We start from the raw sequence: 20,581 nt of genomic DNA, 5'->3' as shown, positions 1-20,581 counted from the left end.
AAGTGAGTCCAGATTGTTTGGCAGAGAAAAAAGTCTTTTTACATCTCAAAAATAAAGCCTTATTAACTTATTGAAAAATTCAATGTATTTTCCGATTATAGTTAATATTCACCATCAATACCATAATAAAATATTTAAAAAATTCTCCATTTTTTTCTAAAGACAGTGATATACTTCATTTATTTTTATTACTTTCGTTAAAACTAACCCATTAAAAATCAAATCAATGAGAAATCAAATCAGTCAAATCGGAAAAAAATTAAACAAAAAAGAATTAAGAACCATTAAAGGTGGTCTTATCAACTGTATGGAACCGGTTCTTTGTCCTACCCCTTGTGAGCCTTCTTCTGATCCATATGGATGCACAATCATTTCTCCAAAATGTGCACAAAAAGAGTGCAGACCTCAATTATAAATAAAACATCATTTAATCAACAAAAAAATTATGAAAAAGGTAGAATTAAGCAAAGGTAAAAAGCTTGAAAAAAAACAATTAAAAACTATTTTAGGAGGTATGTTAGATTGTATGGAACCAAGACCATGTACAGAATTTCCTTGTGAAACTTATCCCCCTGACGATGTCAGAAACTGCACTAAAATTTCTGTGGGATGCGCCCAAAAAATCTGCAGACCACAACCATAAAGATAGAATTCTTCACTAAACCAAAAATTAAACATTATGAAAAATCAAGATTTAAATCACGGAAAAAAATTGAACAAAAAACAATTAAGAGTAATTACAGGTGGAAAAGAAATGTGCTTGCTTCCAGACCTTACTTGTAAGAAATATTCTTTTACCTGTGCAGAAATTCAGTGCCAGCCTGGTATTGAATTGTAGCCAATAAAAAACTAAACCATAAGACCTTAACGAATGAGAAATCAACATGTAAATAATGGTAAAAAACTTAATAAAAAAGAGTTGAAAACCATTAAAGGAGGTGTGATGATATGCAACCATCAAGGTATTTGCGCACAGATTCATCCTTCATGCTATGAACCGGAGTGCCGAACTGGACAGGCGCAGTTAAAATGTACAGATACCATCAATAACTGTGTAGTTTTCTCTCCATCCTGTATCGAGCCAAAATGCCGGTTTGATATAGGTATTCCACTTTAAAAATAAAAATACTGCTCTCTACTTCAGGGAGCAGTAATTTTTAGTACCTGTCCCAAATATCAAAATATAAACAGACAGCCTACATTATTAATTTTACGCAAAAAACGCTCCCAAATACATGGAAGCGCTTTTTTAATATAACTAACTTTAATACTTTTCTTATACGTTGAATCTGAAGTGCATGATGTCACCATCCTGTACAATATATTCTTTACCTTCTACAGAAAGCTTTCCTGCTTCTTTTACCTTTACTTCAGAACCATAATTTACATAATCATTATACTTGATTACTTCTGCACGGATAAATCCTTTTTCAAAGTCTGTGTGGATTACTCCTGCAGCTTGTGGAGCCGTCCATCCCTGTCCGATAGTCCAGGCTCTTACTTCTTTTACTCCGGCTGTGAAATACGTCTGAAGTTTTAAAAGATCATAAGCTTTTCTGATCAAACGGTTAACCCCTGGTTCAGTAAGTCCCAGTTCATCAAGGAAAATTTCTCTTTCTTCGAAAGTTTCAAGTTCGTTGATATCAGCTTCAATCTGTGCTGCTAATACTACGACTTCAGCACCTTCACCTGCAGCCATTTCCTCAATCTTGGCAATCCATTCATTTCCGTTTTTGATAGAGTTTTCGTCTACATTACAAACGTAAAGAACCGGCTTATTCGTCAACAACTGAACTTCTCCGATAATTGATTTTGTGAAATCATCAGCAGCAAATTCTCTTGCATTTTTACCATCTTCAAGGAATTTCTGTAAATTCTGAAGTGTTTCGTAAGTAAGAATATCCTCTTTCTTCCCTGACTTGATGAATTTTTTAGCTTTTTCAACTGCTTTTCCTACCGTTTCAAGGTCTTTCAGCTGAAGTTCTATATCAATAATTTCTTTATCTCTTAACGGATCTACTGAACCTTCTACGTGAACGATATTTCCGTTGTCAAAACATCTTAAAACATGAATAATCGCTTCACACTCGCGGATGTTAGCCAGGAACTGATTTCCCAACCCTTCTCCTTTGCTGGCTCCTTTTACAAGACCTGCAATATCAACAATTTCAACCACAGCTGGTAAAACTCTTTCAGGTTTTACGATTTTCTCCAGTTCAAACAATCTCTGATCCGGTACAGAAACCGTTCCAAGGTTCGGTTCAATCGTACAGAAAGGATAGTTTGCTGATTGAGCTTTTGCGTTGCTCAGACAGTTAAAAAGAGTTGATTTACCTACATTCGGTAAGCCTACGATTCCACATTTCATATTGTAAAATTCAAAGTTTAAGGTTTAGGGTAACTCAAGGTTTCTCCAACTTTAAACATTGAACTCAGAACCTTGAATTACGAGTGTGCAAAGATAGTGATTTTTGAGGGAGTTTCATAATAAAAAAATCTGCCGATATTCTGACAGATTTTTAAATGGTCTTGTTTCACCAATTGCTTTAAGGATTGTCCCCTGTAGCATTCTGAGCCAGCGGCACATCATTGGGTGCTTCCTGCAAAGTTTTATCTAAAGTAAATAAAGATTCATCTGTTGCCCTGTCGCCGCCTGCAATTTTTAATTTATCAATTAAGTTCTGCGCTAATGTTTCTTCTTCAATCTGTTCCTGTACAAACCATTGCATAAAATTCCATGTAGCCCAGTCTTTTTCTTCAAGAGAAAGATCTACAATTCTGTAAATTGCGGTTGTATTGTCAACTTCATGCTTAAAGACGCCATCAAAACAGGCAGTAAGGCTGTCCGGATCTGCCGGAGGAGCGGGAATAGCGTCTACTTTTGGTTTTCCACCACGGTTTAAGATATATTCCATGAATTTGATGGAGTGGTTTCTTTCTTCCTGAGCATGGCGGTAAAGAAAATTGGCAATACCCTGATAACCTTTATCATCAGCCCAGATCCCATAGGATAAAAAAACGTGTGATGCATGAATTTCTTTGTTCATCTGGTCACTTAATGCCTTTTCCATGTTGTCGGAAAGTCTTTTAGTATTCATAATGTTATATTTTGGTGATTATGGAATGAATCATGCAAAAACAGTTCCGATAGGGTTATTATTCCGTATAAAAATTCCAAAACACCTTTAAAACACAACTGAAATTCAGTAACTTAAATTAATAATTTATAGTTATTCTAAAATAAAACCGGTTCTGTCTGAGAACCGGTTTTTTAAATTTATTACTGAAATTGCTTCACATAAAGGTTCGCAATGACCAATTTAGAATGGGTATACTAACTATTTAATCTTTCTTGCTGTATAATCACTCTCATTTCCTAATCTGTCGATAGCTTTGATGGCAACAGCATTCAATTTTTTTCCGTCTTTAGATTTGGGAATATCTTTTGAAAGCGTATCCAATGTCAGAATTTCTGTTTGCCATACTCCGTCGTACTGAGTAAAAAGTACCCACAGGAAAACATCTGCAGCATTTTTTGTAATCCAGCTTGTCTGAGCAAAGCTTCCGTTATCAGCAATAAACAAGGTTGGAGTCTGCAATGGGACCGCTTTAATCCACGGAGATTTTGGAACTAATGCTTTTTCATTGTATGGTCCGCTTTTCAAAGCGGGAAGCATATTTGGATTTTTGGTAAGCCCGGCAATACTCCAATGAATTTCTCCGGCATCATTTTTAAGGATATTTCTGGAAATTGCAATCTGGTTTTTGATTTCAGCCGGACGGTCTGATACTTTTATTTCAACAGTATTCAATCCCGGCCACAGGTGACGTTTCATTGTATTTTCAGACTGCCACCAGCTTAACAGGCCTTCGAAGCTTTGTCCTTTGGAATCTATAGGCCAGTAAAGCTGTGGTGAGAAATAATCTACCCAGCCTTTATTTAACCATAATTTAGCATCTGCATACAGTTCATCATATTGTGATGATCCTACAACTCCTGCCGGATATCCTGGTTTCCATATTCCGAACGGGCTGATCCCGAATCTTACATTATTTTTTTCTGCGTGAATTTCTTTATAGATACGTTCTACAAATTTATTCACGTTATCCCTTCTCCAATCTGCCCTGGATAAGGTTCCGCCACTGCTTACATAGGCATTCCAGCTTGCATTATCAGGAAAATCCGCACCTTTGTTGTAAGTAGCATAAGGATAGAAATAATCGTCGAAATGTACAGCGTCAATATCATATCTTTTTACAATATCTTTCACCACATTGGATACGTGACCTTGTGTTTTCGGATTAGCAGGATCAAACCAATACATTCCGTTCTTTAGTCTAACCACAATATCAGACAGTTTATTGGCCATTGAAAGCTTATTTACTGCGCCTCCGTTGGTATGATGTGCACGGTAAGGATTCAACCAGACATGCAGTTCCAGCCCTCTTTTATGAGCTTCTTCAATCCAGAACTGAAGCGGATCATAATTGGGATATGGTGCAGTTCCTGTTTCTCCGGTCAAAAAGTAAGACCATGGTTCGATATTACTTGTATAAAGTGCATCTGCGGAAGGTCTGATCTGGAAAATAGCAGCGTTGAAATTGTTGTCTCTCAGCATATCAAGCATACTGATTGCTTCTGCTTTCTGCTGCTCTACCGTAAGATCATTTCTTGATGGCCAGTTGATATTGGCAACACTTGCGATCCATGCTCCACGGAATTCTCTTTTGATTTCGGGAAGATTGGTTCTGAAATTTTCTTCACCGGAAGTTCCTGTACCTGTAGCAGGTTTTACAGCTGTTGGATTTACTTTCGGAGGATTTGTATTGTTGATTGGTTTTGTCGGATTCTTCGCGGAAGGTGTTTTTACAACATTGTTCTGAACGGAACAGGAGGTAGCGTAAGATGCAAAAACGCCCAATAAAACGATAAGTTTTAATTTATTCATTCTCATAGTCACAAAACTACTTTAAAATTTATTTTTTTATTTCAGAGATTATTATGCCAAAATAAGCATTTAATGGGTAGGTATAGAAAAAAAGCCTCGAAAATCGAGGCTTTGATTTTATGTATAAGATTTTATTATGCTTTTGCAGATCTTTCCACTCTTTTTCTTTCTTCTTCAGAAAGGATTTTCTTTCTCATTCTGATGAAGTTCGGAGTTACCTCAATTGCTTCATCACCCTGGATGTATTCCATACATTCTTCAAGTGAGAATAAAATTTTCGGAGCAACACCAGTATCTTTATCTTTTCCGGAAGCTCTCATGTTGTTCAACTGTTTTGCTTCTACGATATTTACTACTAAGTCACCAGGTTTGTTTTGCTCACCGATGATCATTCCTGTGTAGATTTCCTCACCCGGATCAACGAAGAACTTACCTCTATCCTGTAGTTTAGCAATAGAATATTCTGTAGCCGGACCAGTTGTTTTGCTGATCAAAACACCATTGTTTCTTCCAGGAATAGCACCTTTGAAAGGCTTATATTCTGTGAAACGGTGTGCCATAATAGCTTCACCAGCCGTCGCTGTCAACATCTGAGAACGTAATCCGATCAAACCTCTTGAAGGAATTTCGAATTCCATGTGCTGCATTTCACCTTTAGTTTCCATAATGTGAAGGTCACCTTTTCTCTGAGTCGCCAGGTCAATAACTCTTGAAGCAAATTCTTCAGGAACATCAACAACCAAAGATTCATAAGGCTCACATTTCTCACCATCAATTTCTCTGAAGATAACCTGCGGCTGACCGATAGTCATTTCATACCCTTCTCTTCTCATTGTTTCGATCAAAACTGATAAGTGAAGAATACCTCTACCGAATACAAGGAATGTATTGGCATCGTCAGTCTGCTGAACTCTTAAGGCAAGGTTTTTCTCTAATTCTTTTGTTAATCTTTCTTTCAGGTGATTAGAAGTAACATATTTACCGTCTTTACCAAAGAAAGGTGAGTTGTTGATAGAGAACGTCATATTCAGCGTAGGCTCATCAATTGCCGTTCTTTCCAATGGCTCAGGATTTTCAAGATCTACGAAAGAATCTCCAATCTGGAAAGCATCAAAACCTACTACAGCACAGATATCACCTGCCTGTACTTCAGTTACTTTTTTCTTTCCTAATCCTTCAAAAACGTAAAGTTCTTTTACTTTTCCTTTTACAATTTTACCATCTGCCTGAGCAAGACCAATCCATTGAGATTCTTTGATCTCACCTCTTGTCACTTTCCCGATTGCAATTCTTCCTAAGAATGAAGAGAAGTCAAGAGAAGTGATCTGCATCTGAAGATTACCTTCTGTTACTTTCGGTTCAGGAACATATTGTAAAATACCATCCAATAATGGTAAGATATCTTCAGTTTGCTCTAATGAAGTGTTGAACCAGCCTTGTTTTGAAGATCCATAGAATGTAGGGAAATCCAATTGCTCTTCTGTAGCATCAAGGTTGAAGAAAAGGTCAAATACTTTATCATGAACTTCGTCAGGACGGCAGTTTGGTTTATCTACTTTATTGATAACCACTAATGGTCTCAATCCTAATTCCAAAGCTTTCTGAAGTACGAATCTTGTTTGCGGCATTGGTCCTTCGAACGCATCCACCAACAAAATAACCCCATCAGCCATTTTCAATACTCTTTCTACTTCTCCACCAAAATCGGCGTGACCAGGAGTATCGATTACGTTAATTTTTGTGTCTTTATAAGTAACAGAAATATTCTTGGATAAGATCGTGATCCCTCTTTCTCTTTCAAGATCGTTATTATCCATAATTAACTCCCCACTCTCCTGATTTTCTCTGAAAATGTTGGTAGCGTGAATGATCTTGTCAACCAAAGTCGTCTTTCCGTGGTCAACGTGTGCGATAATCGCAATATTTCTAATGTTTTGCATAAAAGATTTTTACGGGTGCAAAAGTAGTGATTTTTAATGAAAAAATATTTAGTTATACAAATATTTAATATTTTGTTTAAAATACTTATTTACAAGACAATAAAAAAGAGTGTTCAAAAAAACACTCTTTAGATTATTTATACACAAGCCTGCACTTCGCATGGATCTACTGCAGGCGGTTCTCCACATATAATGTCAAACTCTGCACAATTGCTGGAGAATCCGGTTCCCCATCCCCATCTTACAACGCATGTATCAGCATCTTTGCATCTTACCATTCCTTTGACGATTCCTCCCTGAACTGATTTCATTTCTGTTCTGGAAATTTTTTTGAGATTTTTCATGTTGTTTTTTTATTTGTTATTAGCCTGATAAAGATAAAAAAAATAAATCATGACAACTATTTATTAAAAATATTTAACATTTTTAATATCAACGTCTTATTAATCTGTAAAACACAACCAGATCAATCAAAACCACAAGCACAAATTTTACTAAAAAAGATTTTTTTGAAGTTTTATGATTGAAAATCACCATTCCTGAAGCCGCTCCTAAAATTCCACCTAGAAGGGAGATTCCTAAAAGAGCATTTTCGGAGATTCTCCATTGATGTTTTTGGGCCTGCCATTTATCAAATCCAAAGATCCCAAATGTAATCAGGTTTGTTATAAAAAGAAAAGGAATCATTCAAAAAATTAATTTGTGGCAAAAATAAAGCTTAATTTGTATATGGAAACAACTTTACAACCATGAATATATTTATAATTTTATCAGAATAAGATTTTATAAATTTGCGCTTCCTAAAAATAAAATCAATGACAGTACATGATCTTGCAGGAATCTACTCTATTGAAGGAAGTAACCAGGAAGAGTCTTCCCTACCCACATATCATGGTATATTAACCTTATCCATTGACGAGAACAACCGTATCATTGCGCAATGGATTATCGGTGATCATATACAAAATGGTACCGGATTTTATAAAAATCAGATCCTGGTAATCAACTTCAATTATGAAGGTGAAGATCATAAAATATATAAAGGTGTTGCTGTATATCGCTGTCTGAATAAGGATATACTTGATGGATTCTGGTCCGAAAAACACGGTAATCCTCTATATCTCGGAAGTGAATATTGTGTAAGAATTCAGAATTCAACGATTTTGAACTGATTTTTACAGTAAATAAAAAGAGCTGTCTTTTAAAAAGACAGCCCGGTTGTTATCAAAATTTAAATAAATTATTTTTTAGCTTTTACATCGATAGCAATCTCGATATCTTTGCTGATCATCCATTCTGCAGGGTCTGCTTCTGAAGTACCGAATTTGATTCCCCAATCTGCTCTGTTTACAGTAAACTTCGCCTGAATAGCCGCTGAGCTTTCAGTCACATCTACTTTAGCAGGGAAAGTAACATTCATTGTTTTTCCTGATAATGTAAGGTTTCCGCTTACTGTTTTATTAGCTCCTGCTACTGCATCTTTTGGTGCTTCTTTCAAATCTGTAACACTGGTAATTTTGAAATCTGAAGTAGGGTTTTTAGCTACATCAAAGAAATCAGGGTTTTTAAGGTGAGCTTCAAGGTCTGCCGGTTTTTTATCTTTCTCTGTTACTGAAGCCGGATCTACTTTGATAGAATTCATGTCAATCACAAAGTTTCCTGCAGCAACCTGGCCTGCATCAACACTGATATCTCCTGATTTTACAGTAAGTGTTCCCCAACGAGGTGCCATACCTCCCTTGTGGAATGCTTTCCAGTTTACTACTGAAGCTGCTGTGTCTACTGCCAGTGTTTCTCCTTTGCTCTCTGCTACTGTTTGTTCCTGAGCTGTTGCTGCAGACTCTGCTGTTTTTCCTTTATCACATGATGCCAAAAGCAATCCTACTCCAACTAATGCAATTACGCTAATTTTTTTCATATTGAACTGTTTAAAAAAGTTTGAATTTTGTTGTTTTCGGGTACAAAAATAGAAAAACCTATTTGGAGAAGCCTTAACATACATCAAGAAAAAAATGTTTTTACTTTTTTTATTGTCTGTAAGTATCATTTTTTCACCTTTTTTTTCGCATTAATCATGTTAAACTGCACTTTAAATCCATTGTTATAATCACTTTTTATCCTGATCAACAACCATTTATATTTAATGGGAATAAAAACCAATTTCTATTATTTTATTTATGGGTAAAATTGTATTTTTATCTTTTGTAAAAACACAAATCTTTACATGAAATATGTCAAAAAAACTAATACTTCTATTTGCTTTAAGCACTACAAGTTGTCTTAATGCCCAAACAAAAGCTGAACAAGCAATAAAAACATTTGAACAAAAATATCCTCAGGAAAAAATTCATTTAATGCTTGACAAAAGCAGTTACATTGCAGGAGAAAACTTGCGATTTAAATCTTTTGTATTCGATGGGTATACAACTTCTGCTATTTCAACATCATTATTTCTGGAACTATATGACAGCAATAAGAATCAGATCGGTAAAAAAATGATTCCATTATTTAACGGGGAAGGAAGTGGAAACATTGCTCTTCCAGCGTCTTTAAAAGAGGACATATATTACATCAGAGCTTATACCAGCTGGATGGCAAATTTCAGTGAGGACTTTCAGTTTATCAGGCCTGTTACCGTTTATAATCCTTCTTCACCCTCAAAACTCATAGCCGATTTTGGCGAATGGAAAGCATCAGTTTATCCCGAAAGCGGAAGCTTTATCGATGGATTTAATACAAAAGTAGCTGTAAGGATCCAATCTTCAGGAATAGCTCCCTCAGAATGGGAAGGATATGTCATTGATGTAGATAACCCGGATACAAAAATAACAACATTCACAGGGTTTGACCAAAATATCGGACTATTCCACATTACTCCGAAAATTGGAAAAAAATACCAGCTTATTGTTAAGGATAAAAACGGAAGAAAACAAAATGTTATGCTCCCAACTGTTACTTCATCTGGAATTGGAATCCAGGTTGTAGCTGATAAAGATAATATTAAATATACTCTAACATCAAAAGATATATCCCAGGATTCACAATATTACACTGTACTGGGAACCATCAATAATCAACTTGTTTACAAAGCAAAAATCGGCAAAATATCTGAGGGCAGCCAATATTCTATTTCTAACCAGCAACTTGTCAATGGAATATTGCAGCTTACTGTTTTTGATGACAAAGAGGATGTAATCTCTAATAGACTTGTCTTTGTACAACCTCAACTGTTAAAAGTTAAACAGCCCTCACTGCAATCCGTTTCCTTAAAGAATACTCCGCGCAGTAAAAACTCATTTGACATTCCAAAAGATGATAATTACTCTAACTACACAGTTTTAGTAATGGATGCCAATACAAGAAGTACGGAGGAAGATCAAAGTTTATTGAGTTCTTTATGGTTAACGGGGGATATTTCTTCTCCAGTTATCAATCCTGCTCAATATTTTACAAAGAACCGCAATACAGAAGCTCTTGATGCTCTATTAATTTCAGAAAAGTGGACTCGGTTTAATTGGAAATCAATTATTTCAGGAAATTATCCAAAAATTAGATATCAACCGGAAAATTACCTCTCATTTAAAGGAAAAGTAAATATTGAGGGAAAGCCTGCCCCAAAAACAGATGTAAACTTGATTTTTAGTTCCGGTTCTGGACCTAAAGTATTTCAGGTAAAATCGGATGATAGTGGATTTTTTGTTTTGAAAAATTTGATCTTTGAAGATTCTATGAAATTTTCATATCAGCTAAATTCTGATTCGAAAGAATACAACAATAATTACTCAGTTTATTTTCAACCCAATTTTAATTTCATCCCTTATTCAAAAAATCTTCCATCAGTCTCTTATAAACTAACTCCAAGGCTTCCTGATGATAAACCGTCCGAAGAAATAAACAGAGTAATTAATGCTCTCAATACTCAAAAAATCATAAGTGAAAAAGTTATTAATATTGAAGAAGTAAAGATTAAAGGAGAACTGAAAAATAAAACAAAGAAATTAAATAATGAACTTAGCAGCGCTTTATTCAGAAGTTCTCATGAAGATGTTTTCGACTTTGTAAACGATATAAATACCTCTTCCGCCATTAATATTTTGCAATGGCTGCAGGGAAGAGTTGCCGGATTGAGTTTACAATCTCAAAACGGAACTTCTATTCCCTATTTGCGAGGAGAGAAAACTACAGTTTATCTGGATGAAATGTTAGCAACACCGGATCAAATATCCAATATGTCTACATCAGAAATCGCTATGGTGAAGGTTATAAAAGGCTTTTTTGCCGGAGGTTTTGCAGGAAGCAATGGCGCTATAGCTATTTACACCCGCAGAGGTAACTCCGATGGGAAAATCATAGATAGAAGCCAGCCATCACAGTTGAGGCAAATAACACTATCAGGATACGATAAAGAAACTCCCCTAGAAAATCCCGTCTATGAGAGTGACAGCTTTAAGAATATCGTAAGTGATACCAGAAGTGTTCTATACTGGAATCCATTCCTTGACGCTCAATCTCAAAAAAGCGTTCCTCTAGAATTTTACAATAATGACGATGCAAAGAAGTATAGAATCATCATCATGGGATATGATAAAAACAATGATATCCCGCTTTATTATAACGAAGTTATGCCTTAATTCATTTAAGTAAATCATGATGCCCGATTACTATACAATGTGATCGGGCTTTTTATATTCATATGTTCTTTTTTATTCCAAAACCCTATTTAACTATCAAAAACAGAACAATGACGACCGTAGAATTTATCCAGAGACATCTCAGCATTTCTGAAAAGAGCATCAACAATACTTTACAATTATTAGCAGAAGACTGCACCATTCCTTTTATTTCGCGTTACCGAAAAGATAAGACCGGAAACCTTGATGAAACACAGATTGAACAGATTTCAAAAATCAGCAAGCAGTTTGAGGACATTGTTAAAAGAAAAGAATCTATTGTAAAACATAAATATTTTTTCATGCTATTTCTATAAATAGAAAATAATTTATATATTTAAACTTAAAAATTAAAATTATAACATGAAAAATTTCAAAAAAATTTCTAGAGATCAGTTAAAAAAAGTAAATGGTGGTGGTAACAGAGATGGTATTTGTCAACCTCAATACATGTTAATCTGCGACGCTACCGGAATCTGTGGCCCAGAATCAGATTCTGCATGTAATTGCTATTGCGTTCCTATTTAATTTAAATATATAATCCCTCAAATCGAGGGATTTTTTATGTCTTACATCCTTTTGAAAAATTTTTCCAAAATCATTATCATCTCCTTATTTATTCATATTATTTTGATTGAACCCCTATACTTCTCTGGCGTTGTGAAAACATTCAAGGCGGGGTAACTCGCCTTTTTTGGTTTTAAAATGCTATTTTAGCTATCCGAAAACAGAACAATGACGACCGTAGAATTTATCCAGAGACAGCTCAGCATTTCTGAAAAGAGCATCAACAATACTTTACAATTATTAGCAGAAGACTGCACCATTCCTTTTATTTCGCGTTACCGAAAAGATAAGACCGGAAACCTAGATGAAACACAGATTGAACAGATTTCAAAAATCAGCAAGCAGTTTGAAGACATTGTTAAAAGAAAAGAATCTATTGTAAAATCGATAGAAGAGCAGAATTCATTAACTCCTGAACTTCAGCAGAGAATAGAAGAAAGCTTTGATATCCAGGAGCTGGAAGACCTTTACCTGCCTTTCAAAAAGCGTAAGAAAACCAAAGCAGATACAGCCAAGGAAAAAGGACTTGAACCTTTAGCCAGAATTATTATGAGTCAGAAAAGTAATGATCTTCGTTTTCTGGCTTCAAAATACCTTAACAATGAAGTAAGTTCTGAAGAAGAAGCATTGCAGGGAGCGAGAGACATCATGGCAGAATGGATCAACGAAAACATGTATGTCCGCAAAAACCTCCGCAGATTATTTCAGCGTAAGGCTGTTATCACTTCTAAAGTTGTAAAAGCCAAAAAAGATGAAGAAGATGCACAGAAATTCTCCCAATATTTTGAATGGGAAGAAAGTCTTGCCAGAACTCCTTCCCACAGGCTTCTGGCAATGTTGAGAGCAGAAGCTGAAGGCTTCGTCAAAACGAATGTAGCTGTAGATAAAGAAGAAGCAATCGGTTTTATTGAAAAAGCGGTCATTAAATCCAACAATGAAAGTTCAGAACAGATTGCACTGGCGATAAAAGACAGCTACAAAAGGCTTCTGGAACCTGCTATTTCAAATGAAACATTACAGGAAGCCAAAGAAAAAGCAGACAAAAAAGCGATTGAAATTTTCTCTGAGAATTTAAGCCAACTGCTTCTTGCCCCACCTTTGGGAGAAAAAAGAATTCTGGCAATAGATCCCGGATACCGAAGCGGATGCAAAGTTGTGTGCCTGGATGAGAAGGGAGACTTACTGCATAACGAAACCCTCTACCCTCACGCTCCGCAGAATGAAAGCGGAATGGCGATGAAAAAAATCCGTTCTATGGTAAATGCCTATAATATTGAAGCTATTTCTATTGGTAACGGAACAGCAAGCCGCGAAACAGAATTTTTCATTAAAAAGATCGCTTTTGATAAGCCTTTGCAGGTTTTTGTGGTTTCTGAAGCCGGAGCATCCGTGTATTCTGCAAGTAAAATTGCAAGAGATGAGTTTCCTTCGTATGATGTAACAGTACGTGGAGCTGTTTCTATCGGAAGAAGACTTTCTGATCCACTGGCTGAATTGGTGAAAATTGATGCCAAATCTATAGGCGTTGGGCAATATCAGCACGATGTGGACCAGACTCAACTTAAAAATGAGCTGGATTCTACTGTCATGAAATGTGTAAATTCTGTGGGAATTAATTTAAATACCGCCAGTAAGTCTCTATTAAGCTATGTTTCCGGAATCGGAGAGAAAATGGCAGAAAACATTGTGAATTACCGTACTGAGAACGGAGCATTTGAAGACAGAAAACAGCTTAAAAAAGTTCCAAGACTTGGAGAAAAAGCGTTCCAGCAAGCCGCCGCTTTCGTGAGAATCACCAATGCCAAAAACCCATTGGATAACTCTGCAGTACATCCGGAAGCGTATGGAATTGTAGAGAAAATGGCAAAAGATTTGGGTATTAAAACCACTGAGCTGATTGCCAATAAAGAAAAAATAACTCTGGTAAAACCGGAAAACTATACAACAGGAGAAATCGGAATTTTAGGAATTAAAGATATTTTAAAAGAACTTGAGAAGCCGGGACTGGACCCAAGAAAAGCAGCAAAAGTATTTGAATTCGATCCGAATGTTAAAAGCATCAAAGATTTAAAAGCAGGAATGATTCTTCCGGGAATTGTCAATAACATTACCGCTTTTGGGTGTTTCGTAGATCTAGGAATCAAAGAAAGCGGGCTGGTTCATATTTCCCAGCTTAAAGATGGCTTTGTATCAGATGTCAATGAAGTGGTAAAACTTCATCAGCATGTTCGTGTAAAGGTAACGGAAGTAGATGAAGCAAGAAAAAGAGTGCAGCTGAGCATGATTTTGTAATTTTTAACCGTTATGTATTTAAATTAAACCAACAATTATCATTTTGAAAACAAAGAATCTAATCTTCGATCTGGATGGAACATTATGGGATTCCAGAGCTACGATTATCAAAATATGGAATAAAGTATTGGGTAAACATCAGTTGATCCAAAAAGAACTGAAGCCTGAAGACATGGATCAGTATATGGGATTATTAGCTCATGATATTGTAAAAGATATTATTCCCGGCATTTCAGACCTGCAGGCTCAGAAACTTCTTTCTGAAATTGTAGGCGAAGAGAATAAAATACTTCACTTAGAAGGTGGAATTTTATATGATGGTGTGGAAGAGACTTTAAAGAATCTGGCTAATACCTATTCCCTTTTCATTGTAAGCAACTGTCAGGATGGCTATATTGAATCTTTTTTAGATTATTATCAATTCAGTGATCTGTTTGTAGATTTTGAGTCTCACGGGCGGACCAAAAAAAATAAATCTGAAAACATACAGCTTCTTATGGAAAGAAATTATTTATCTGCTGAAGACACCCTATATATTGGAGATACCCAAACTGATTATGATTCTGCAACATCCAATGGATTACCATTTATCTTTTGTAAATATGGATTTGGAAAGTTAACCAACCCTTTGTACGAGCCGGCGATTCTTTCCTTTTCACAAGTAGGACTCCGCGTTACCGATATAACCAAATAAAGGCGGTCTCTCAAGACAGTCTTTATTTTTTACAAAAAATACACTTACAAGTGCGCGTACAATGCGATTGAATATTATTTGGAATTTAAATTTTGCAAGAAAAAATAAAGATCCACATCGGATGGAATATTTAATTTTTTCCTTAATCTATTTTTCTTTGTTTGTACCGATCTGTGCTGCATAAAGCCATATTGTGCAATTTCCTTAGAGGAAAAGCCCAGCTGTATCATTGCACAGAAAGAAAGCTCATTTGCTGACAGCTTTGGATTAATCTCAAAAAGCTTTTCAACCAGCTCAGGATAAGCACTTTGATATTCATTAAAAAACAAAGGATCATTTTTCTTTGCTAAAAACACCAGCCTTTCATCATTAGCAGACATTTTTTTCATCAGAGATTCCGTCTCTAATTCTTTCTCCTCTATTATTTTACGCTTTTTAGTAATTCTTTTCTGATAAACCCAATATACAAATACAATAACACCCAATAATACAAAAACGATTACATTATATACGATGGTTGAATACTTTTTTTCAATATCATTTTTCTCCTTTTCCTGAATCATTTTATCAACAGAAGTATTGATTGATTCATCCCATACCTTTTCCAGACTATCGTTTAATTTAGCATATTTTTCCAGATAATCTTTCTCTTTTGAGTTATTGTTTAGTTTTTTATAGGTCTTGGCAATAGCTTGATACAATACGGGAACCTGATAGATTCTTTGGGTTTTTTTGAGTATTTCTACCGATTTAATATAATAATCTAATGCCTGACTATAATCCTGTTTTTCAAATAAAAAATTCCCATAATAAAAATAAGTAAGCGCTCTCTGGGAATCCCAGTAATCTTTTTTTTCTAAAAGAGAAAAAGCCCTGTTAAAATATACCTGTGCAGAATCCTCATTTTTACCAAAAAGCAGATAGTGATTAGCAATCGTGGAATTGATAACCGGTGTTGGTTTTACATCTAAAGCTTTGTGTAGATAGATTAACGAAGAATCAACCGAATTTGTTTCCCTTAAAAAGTCGGCTCTGTTTGCATAAACAACAGATAAAATCTCCCGATCATGCTTATCCTTTATTTGTTTACCATAATAAATTGACCTGGAATTATACTTAATGGCTTTTTTATAAAGACCTATTACAAAATTAGCCTGGCCATACTCCTGATATAGTCTTGTATACAGGTAGTAATCTTCCATCCCTTCAAGGTCTTCTTCAGCCAACTGAAGGTATTTGAAGGCTTTTTCATACATCCCGACGGTAGCATACATATTCCCCAAATTAATGTATGAAATGACCACTCCTTTTTTATAATCCTGTTTTTTACTGATATTGTAAAATTTCGTATTAAGATCAATTAATTCTTTCTTTCTGCCACTTACTCTTAAATTCTCATTTACTTTTATCAACATACTATCTATATATTGAGGGGTGTATGTCTGAGAATAGAATAAGTTAGAAAACAAAAAATATATCAGGGTGCTTAGCAATACTTTCGAAAATTGGCTCAGCTTTAATGTTTGCATAGTAAATTAAATAATAATAAGTTTCTAAAGTGAAAAAGCAACATCAGGTTCTAACACATAAAAACTACCTAACAAGATATTAATAATAACTTTTTCAACCAAATTATAACGCATAATTTAGTTTCCATAAAATTAAATAAAAAAAATATATAGTTACAAATTTTTTGCTAATTTTAGTTAAATTTAAAAACATATCATTATTATATTCACTATATATTGATTAATTGAAACACATAAACAATCAATTTTAATAAATTTGAAATCATCAGGAAATTAATTTATATCAATAATTTATTGAGGTAGTATAATCAATTGATAAAATTCCATTTTTGCATTAGATTTTCATGCCCCGGATGCTATTATAGCAGCAAACTGTAAATTGATGTACTTTTGATGTATATAAAATTTTGCTTTAATCATATGCCAGATTTAACTTTGTAACAGTAAAATTTATTAATATAATCTGATATAAAGCACAAAAGAAATATTGAATTGAGGATTTAACTAAAGTTTTTACACAAACAAAAACATCTGTTGTAAAACTTTCAGTTCTCAATATTTAATAACAAAATCAGTTTTCATTTTTATAGAATTCTATAATACTGATCAAAGTTGCTACTCCCGTTTTACGGGAGTTTTTTGATCCTACACCATAAAAATTGATGTATCTCTGATGTACAGCTATTTGATTAAAAAAAAATAATGAATGCTAAATTTGAACAAATGATAAAAAAAGGTTTACCTATTATTTTTTCTTCTCAGGTAGGAATTAATATCACCTGTATAGAATATTAATGAAGATATTCATTTTAATTCAGACCCATTTTTGTCATCAGCCCAACGAAAATAAGTCCTAAGACTTAATTATTTTTTGCGAAAAAAAATTTTAATTATATAATACCGTTTATTTTGAATTTTAAAAAAATACATATTGGCAGTACTATTAAAGCTAAGTTTCAGGAAGAAGCACTGGACATGCAGAGAGCATGCAGTTTCATGAAATGTACTGAATCTGAAATTGAACAAATGTTCCTTGAACAAGACCTGACAACTGATAAATTATTGAGATGGAGCAAGCTGCTGGAGTATGATTTTTTCCGGGCATACTCACAGCATCTTATACTCTTTTCTCCTCCCAAAAAGGTAGCTTCCCATAAAACTTCCGATAAAAAAACATCTTCTCTGCCTGCGTTCAGGAAAAACATCTACACCAAGGAAATAATAGAATTTATTCTTGAGCAGATTGAAACAGGAAAAAAAACAAAGCTGGAAATAATAAATGATTATAAAATCCCAAAAACTACACTATATAAGTGGATAGCAAAGTATACGGATAAAAATAAGTAGACACTTCCACTTTATTTTTGCATAGTTATAATATCACTTTAATGTCAATTTATCAAAGATAAATTAAATCTATCATTTTATGCTCGTGTAATGAATTGTCAAAAAAAGCAACGAATGAAAAATAAAAAAACAGGCTAATTTTAGTCTGTTTTTTAGTAAAATGTAGAAATTAAGATAAAAGTGTACTCTACTTTAATCGTTTTACGGACATTTGAGTAACAGGGCCAGATCCTGTAGCACCTGAGCTTAAATACCTGATAGTTACATCCTCTGTATTATACAGTCTGAAAGAATAGGTATGAGAAGCTAACATAGGAATTGAAGTAATGAGAGTATAGGTTTGCTTTGGCTCACCTCCGGGTGAAGTTGATGATCCTGCCCAATAAACATCATTAACACGCGCCACCCAGCCACTAATTGTATCATCCCATATGCCTAATACTGGAACCGTAGGTTGATTATTACTATCATTAGTTGTAGATAACTGTCCGTTCATTGTTACCTGATATACACCATCAGCTGATACTTTAAATGAATTAGTGGATGGTGAACCCGTATACAGATTTTCATTATCTACAATTTCATTATTTAAACTTCCTATAGCAACCGGAACACCACCGTTGGAACCAGCTGTAACCGTGAAATCATTAGTCATTTGTACAATAATTTCCTGGGCCACCAGAAATTGTCCATTTACCACGATCACAGTTCCTGTAGAACTTGGAACACCTGCAATAGACTCCCAGGTAGGAGCATTACCCGGTCCATTAGACTTAAGAACCTGCCCTGCAGTTCCTGCCGAACCTGCGGTAGAAGCAGTCCCTCCCACATTCAGTTCATTGACAACCTGTAAAGATCCGTTAACATGCAGGGACTTCATAGGAGTAGAGGTATTAATTCCAACTTGGGAATAATAAAATAAGGAAATAAAGATACTGGTAATAAGTATGGCTTTCTTTTTCATAATGAATATTGTATTTTAAATTGTATGCAAAACTATAACACAATACCACTTTTACAGCATACGACCACATACATCATAGATACAACATCCAACAACAACATATATAAAACTCTAAAAATCAACACTTCTATATCTTAAAAAAAAACAATATATCTATCCCGATTTACTATTCTCAGCTGTCATCAGAAAGATTTTTAAAGAAAAAGTAAAGATCAACATCTGAAGAAATATTCAATTTTTTCCTGAGTCTGTGCTTTTTATTCTGGACAGACCGATGTTCCACAAAAGTATACTGTGCGATTTCTTTTGATGTAAATCCTGCCCATATCATCGCGCAAAAAGCTAAATCAGATTTTGACAAATTAGAATTTATTTCAAGTAAATTTTTAATAAAGTCCGGATATGCTTCCTGAAATTTGTTGAGAAAATTAGGGTCGTTTTTTTTGGCCAGCTCGATAATATAATCGTAGGAATTATTAAGTTTTTCCTTTAAGACATCTGTTTCAAATTCCTTTTGTTTTATAATATCTCTATTCTGTTGACAGTGGATAAAGGCTAAAAGTAAAATAACAATAAGACAGAAAACTACACTTTTATAAACAAAAAATACATTCTTCTTTGAAATATCTGCAGATTCTTTTTCCTTTATCATTTCATCGATAGAAATATTGATGCTTTCGTTACAAACCTTGCTTAAACTGTCATTTATCCTTGTATACTTTTCAAGGTATTCTTTTTCTCCCTTCTGGTCATTTAAAATCCGATAAGTACCGGCTATTGTTTTGTATAGCAGAGGAATATTATAAACTCTTTTGGTTCTTTCTAAAATGGCAACAGATTTTGTATAGTACATCAACGCTTTTTCGTACTCTTTTTTTTTATTAAGAAAATTACCATAAAAGTAGTAAGTCTGCCCTCTCTGGACATTCCAGTAATCCGTTTTCTGCAGTAGTTTCAATGCATTATTCAAATAATACGAAGATGAATCCGGATTCTCTCTATAAACCATATAATGATTTGCTATCAAAGAATTAATTACCGGAGTAGATTTTATATTTAATGCTTTGTGCAAATAAACCAGCGAAGAATCAGGCTGGTGGATATCATGTAAGAAATCTGCCCTGCTTGCATAAATACCTGATAATATTTCCCTTTCATTACGATTGGAAATCAGCTTACCATAGTAAATAGACTGTGAATTATATTTCAATGCATTTGTGTACAACCCAATACCATAATTAGTCTGTCCATATTCGTGATATAGCCTGGCAGACAAATAAGCATCATTGATTTTTTTGATTTTTCTTTCAGCTTTCCGCAGATAATAAAAAGACTCTTTATAGTCACCTATGGTTGCATAGATATTAGCAATATTGATATAACCTAAAATTTCTCCTTTCAGATAATTCTGATTTTGGGAAATAATAATATATTTTTCGTTGAAAGAAATTAATTCTTTTTTTTCACCTCTTATTCTTAATTTCTCGGATTTAATTATTAATGCGTTGTCTATTTGGTCCGGAGTATAATTTTGAGAATATAAGACAGTAAAAATAGACAAATGGGCAAACACCATCATTAAAAATTGAAATATTCTTTTTATGCTCACGCTGATCATATTGTATATTC

20 protein-coding genes and 1 pseudogene are annotated in these 20,581 nt (G+C 34.4%); 11 read left to right on the top strand and 10 right to left on the bottom strand.

All coding sequences use genetic code 11. The features are described 5' to 3' along the window. The first annotated feature begins 226 nt into the window (after positions 1-226). From ACLI50_RS01940 to ACLI50_RS01925, 4 genes are read left to right on the top strand one after another with little or no spacing between them, the layout of a single operon-like run. Positions 227-415, top strand: coding sequence for a hypothetical protein (locus ACLI50_RS01940; protein WP_062675156.1), 189 nt, complete (start codon positions 227-229; stop codon positions 413-415). 30 nt (positions 416-445) lie between these two features. After that, entirely contained in the window at positions 446-643 is a 198-nt protein-coding gene (locus ACLI50_RS01935; protein WP_062675157.1) for a hypothetical protein, read from the top strand. A gap of 36 nt (positions 644-679) precedes the next feature. Next, a complete protein-coding gene (locus ACLI50_RS01930) occupies positions 680-838 on the top strand; it encodes a hypothetical protein (protein ID WP_165490835.1) in 159 nt (52 codons plus the stop codon). 33 nt (positions 839-871) lie between these two features. Then, positions 872-1,117, top strand: a complete 246-nt coding sequence (locus ACLI50_RS01925; RefSeq protein ID WP_411413045.1) for a bacteriocin — start codon at positions 872-874, stop codon at positions 1,115-1,117. A gap of 159 nt (positions 1,118-1,276) precedes the next feature. Here ACLI50_RS01925 and ychF read toward each other — a convergent pair whose 3' ends face one another. The 6 genes from ychF to ACLI50_RS01895 all read right to left on the bottom strand — a co-directional run bounded on the left by ychF (position 1,277) and on the right by ACLI50_RS01895 (position 7,576). Next, on the bottom strand, positions 1,277-2,368 hold the full coding sequence (gene ychF, locus ACLI50_RS01920) for a redox-regulated ATPase YchF (protein ID WP_202838764.1): 1,092 nt from the start codon (positions 2,366-2,368) through the stop codon (positions 1,277-1,279). 178 nt (positions 2,369-2,546) lie between these two features. Beyond that, positions 2,547-3,098 (bottom strand): ferritin, encoded by a 552-nt coding sequence (locus tag ACLI50_RS01915; RefSeq protein ID WP_330746661.1) that lies wholly within the window; start codon positions 3,096-3,098, stop codon positions 2,547-2,549. Between the two features lie 240 nt (positions 3,099-3,338). Beyond that, positions 3,339-4,955, bottom strand: coding sequence for a glycoside hydrolase family 10-like protein (locus tag ACLI50_RS01910; protein WP_411413044.1), 1,617 nt, complete (start codon positions 4,953-4,955; stop codon positions 3,339-3,341). A gap of 128 nt (positions 4,956-5,083) precedes the next feature. Next, positions 5,084-6,889 (bottom strand): translational GTPase TypA, encoded by a 1,806-nt coding sequence (gene typA / locus ACLI50_RS01905; protein WP_062675162.1) that lies wholly within the window; start codon positions 6,887-6,889, stop codon positions 5,084-5,086. 137 nt (positions 6,890-7,026) lie between these two features. Continuing rightward, positions 7,027-7,233, bottom strand: a complete 207-nt coding sequence (locus tag ACLI50_RS01900; protein WP_137905639.1) for a bacteriocin-like protein — start codon at positions 7,231-7,233, stop codon at positions 7,027-7,029. Positions 7,234-7,321: 88 nt separating this feature from the next. Further along, a complete protein-coding gene (locus ACLI50_RS01895) occupies positions 7,322-7,576 on the bottom strand; it encodes a DUF1294 domain-containing protein (RefSeq protein WP_411413043.1) in 255 nt (84 codons plus the stop codon). A 128-nt stretch (positions 7,577-7,704) separates the two neighbouring features. On the opposite strand from ACLI50_RS01895, the gene ACLI50_RS01890 reads away from it, so the two are divergent. Beyond that, positions 7,705-8,061: a hypothetical protein gene (locus tag ACLI50_RS01890; RefSeq protein ID WP_411413042.1), complete on the top strand. Its 357-nt coding sequence runs from the start codon at positions 7,705-7,707 to the stop codon at positions 8,059-8,061. Positions 8,062-8,129: 68 nt separating this feature from the next. Here the strand turns inward: ACLI50_RS01890 and ACLI50_RS01885 are convergent, their stop codons facing one another. Next, positions 8,130-8,807 (bottom strand): YceI family protein, encoded by a 678-nt coding sequence (locus ACLI50_RS01885; RefSeq protein WP_343641358.1) that lies wholly within the window; start codon positions 8,805-8,807, stop codon positions 8,130-8,132. A 313-nt stretch (positions 8,808-9,120) separates the two neighbouring features. Here ACLI50_RS01885 and ACLI50_RS01880 point away from each other — a divergent pair, with 313 nt between their 5' ends. The 5 genes and pseudogenes from ACLI50_RS01880 (at position 9,121) to ACLI50_RS01860 (ending at position 15,112) form a co-directional block, all read left to right on the top strand. Continuing rightward, positions 9,121-11,520, top strand: a complete 2,400-nt coding sequence (locus ACLI50_RS01880; RefSeq protein ID WP_411413041.1) for a hypothetical protein — start codon at positions 9,121-9,123, stop codon at positions 11,518-11,520. A gap of 110 nt (positions 11,521-11,630) precedes the next feature. Beyond that, a pseudogene (locus ACLI50_RS01875) lies at positions 11,631-11,846 on the top strand (Tex-like N-terminal domain-containing protein); the annotation flags it as partial. Between the two features lie 76 nt (positions 11,847-11,922). After that, positions 11,923-12,087 carry a bacteriocin-like protein gene (locus ACLI50_RS01870; protein ID WP_411413040.1) on the top strand — a complete coding sequence of 55 codons (165 nt, stop codon included), beginning with the start codon at positions 11,923-11,925 and terminating at the stop codon, positions 12,085-12,087. A 207-nt stretch (positions 12,088-12,294) separates the two neighbouring features. Next, positions 12,295-14,418 (top strand): Tex family protein, encoded by a 2,124-nt coding sequence (locus ACLI50_RS01865; RefSeq protein ID WP_411413039.1) that lies wholly within the window; start codon positions 12,295-12,297, stop codon positions 14,416-14,418. A 43-nt stretch (positions 14,419-14,461) separates the two neighbouring features. After that, a complete protein-coding gene (locus ACLI50_RS01860; RefSeq protein ID WP_202838757.1) occupies positions 14,462-15,112 on the top strand; it encodes an HAD family hydrolase in 651 nt (216 codons plus the stop codon). 74 nt (positions 15,113-15,186) lie between these two features. On the opposite strand, the gene ACLI50_RS01855 is transcribed toward ACLI50_RS01860, so the two are convergent. After that, positions 15,187-16,527 (bottom strand): LuxR C-terminal-related transcriptional regulator, encoded by a 1,341-nt coding sequence (locus ACLI50_RS01855; protein WP_343641365.1) that lies wholly within the window; start codon positions 16,525-16,527, stop codon positions 15,187-15,189. A gap of 1,023 nt (positions 16,528-17,550) precedes the next feature. On the opposite strand from ACLI50_RS01855, the gene ACLI50_RS01850 reads away from it, so the two are divergent. Next, positions 17,551-17,988, top strand: a complete 438-nt coding sequence (locus ACLI50_RS01850) for a transposase (RefSeq protein ID WP_202838755.1) — start codon at positions 17,551-17,553, stop codon at positions 17,986-17,988. A 187-nt stretch (positions 17,989-18,175) separates the two neighbouring features. Here ACLI50_RS01850 and ACLI50_RS01845 read toward each other — a convergent pair whose 3' ends face one another. Next, entirely contained in the window at positions 18,176-18,952 is a 777-nt protein-coding gene (locus ACLI50_RS01845; RefSeq protein WP_411413038.1) for a hypothetical protein, read from the bottom strand. 172 nt (positions 18,953-19,124) lie between these two features. Further along, a complete protein-coding gene (locus ACLI50_RS01840; protein ID WP_411413037.1) occupies positions 19,125-20,531 on the bottom strand; it encodes a LuxR C-terminal-related transcriptional regulator in 1,407 nt (468 codons plus the stop codon). Positions 20,532-20,581: the final 50 nt, after the last annotated feature.

Source organism: Chryseobacterium cupriresistens, from assembly GCF_046614675.1.
Lineage (GTDB): Bacteria > Bacteroidota > Bacteroidia > Flavobacteriales > Weeksellaceae > Chryseobacterium > Chryseobacterium cupriresistens.
Note: the sequence above shows the minus strand (reverse complement) of the source record. Positions and strands in the feature narration are given on the sequence as shown.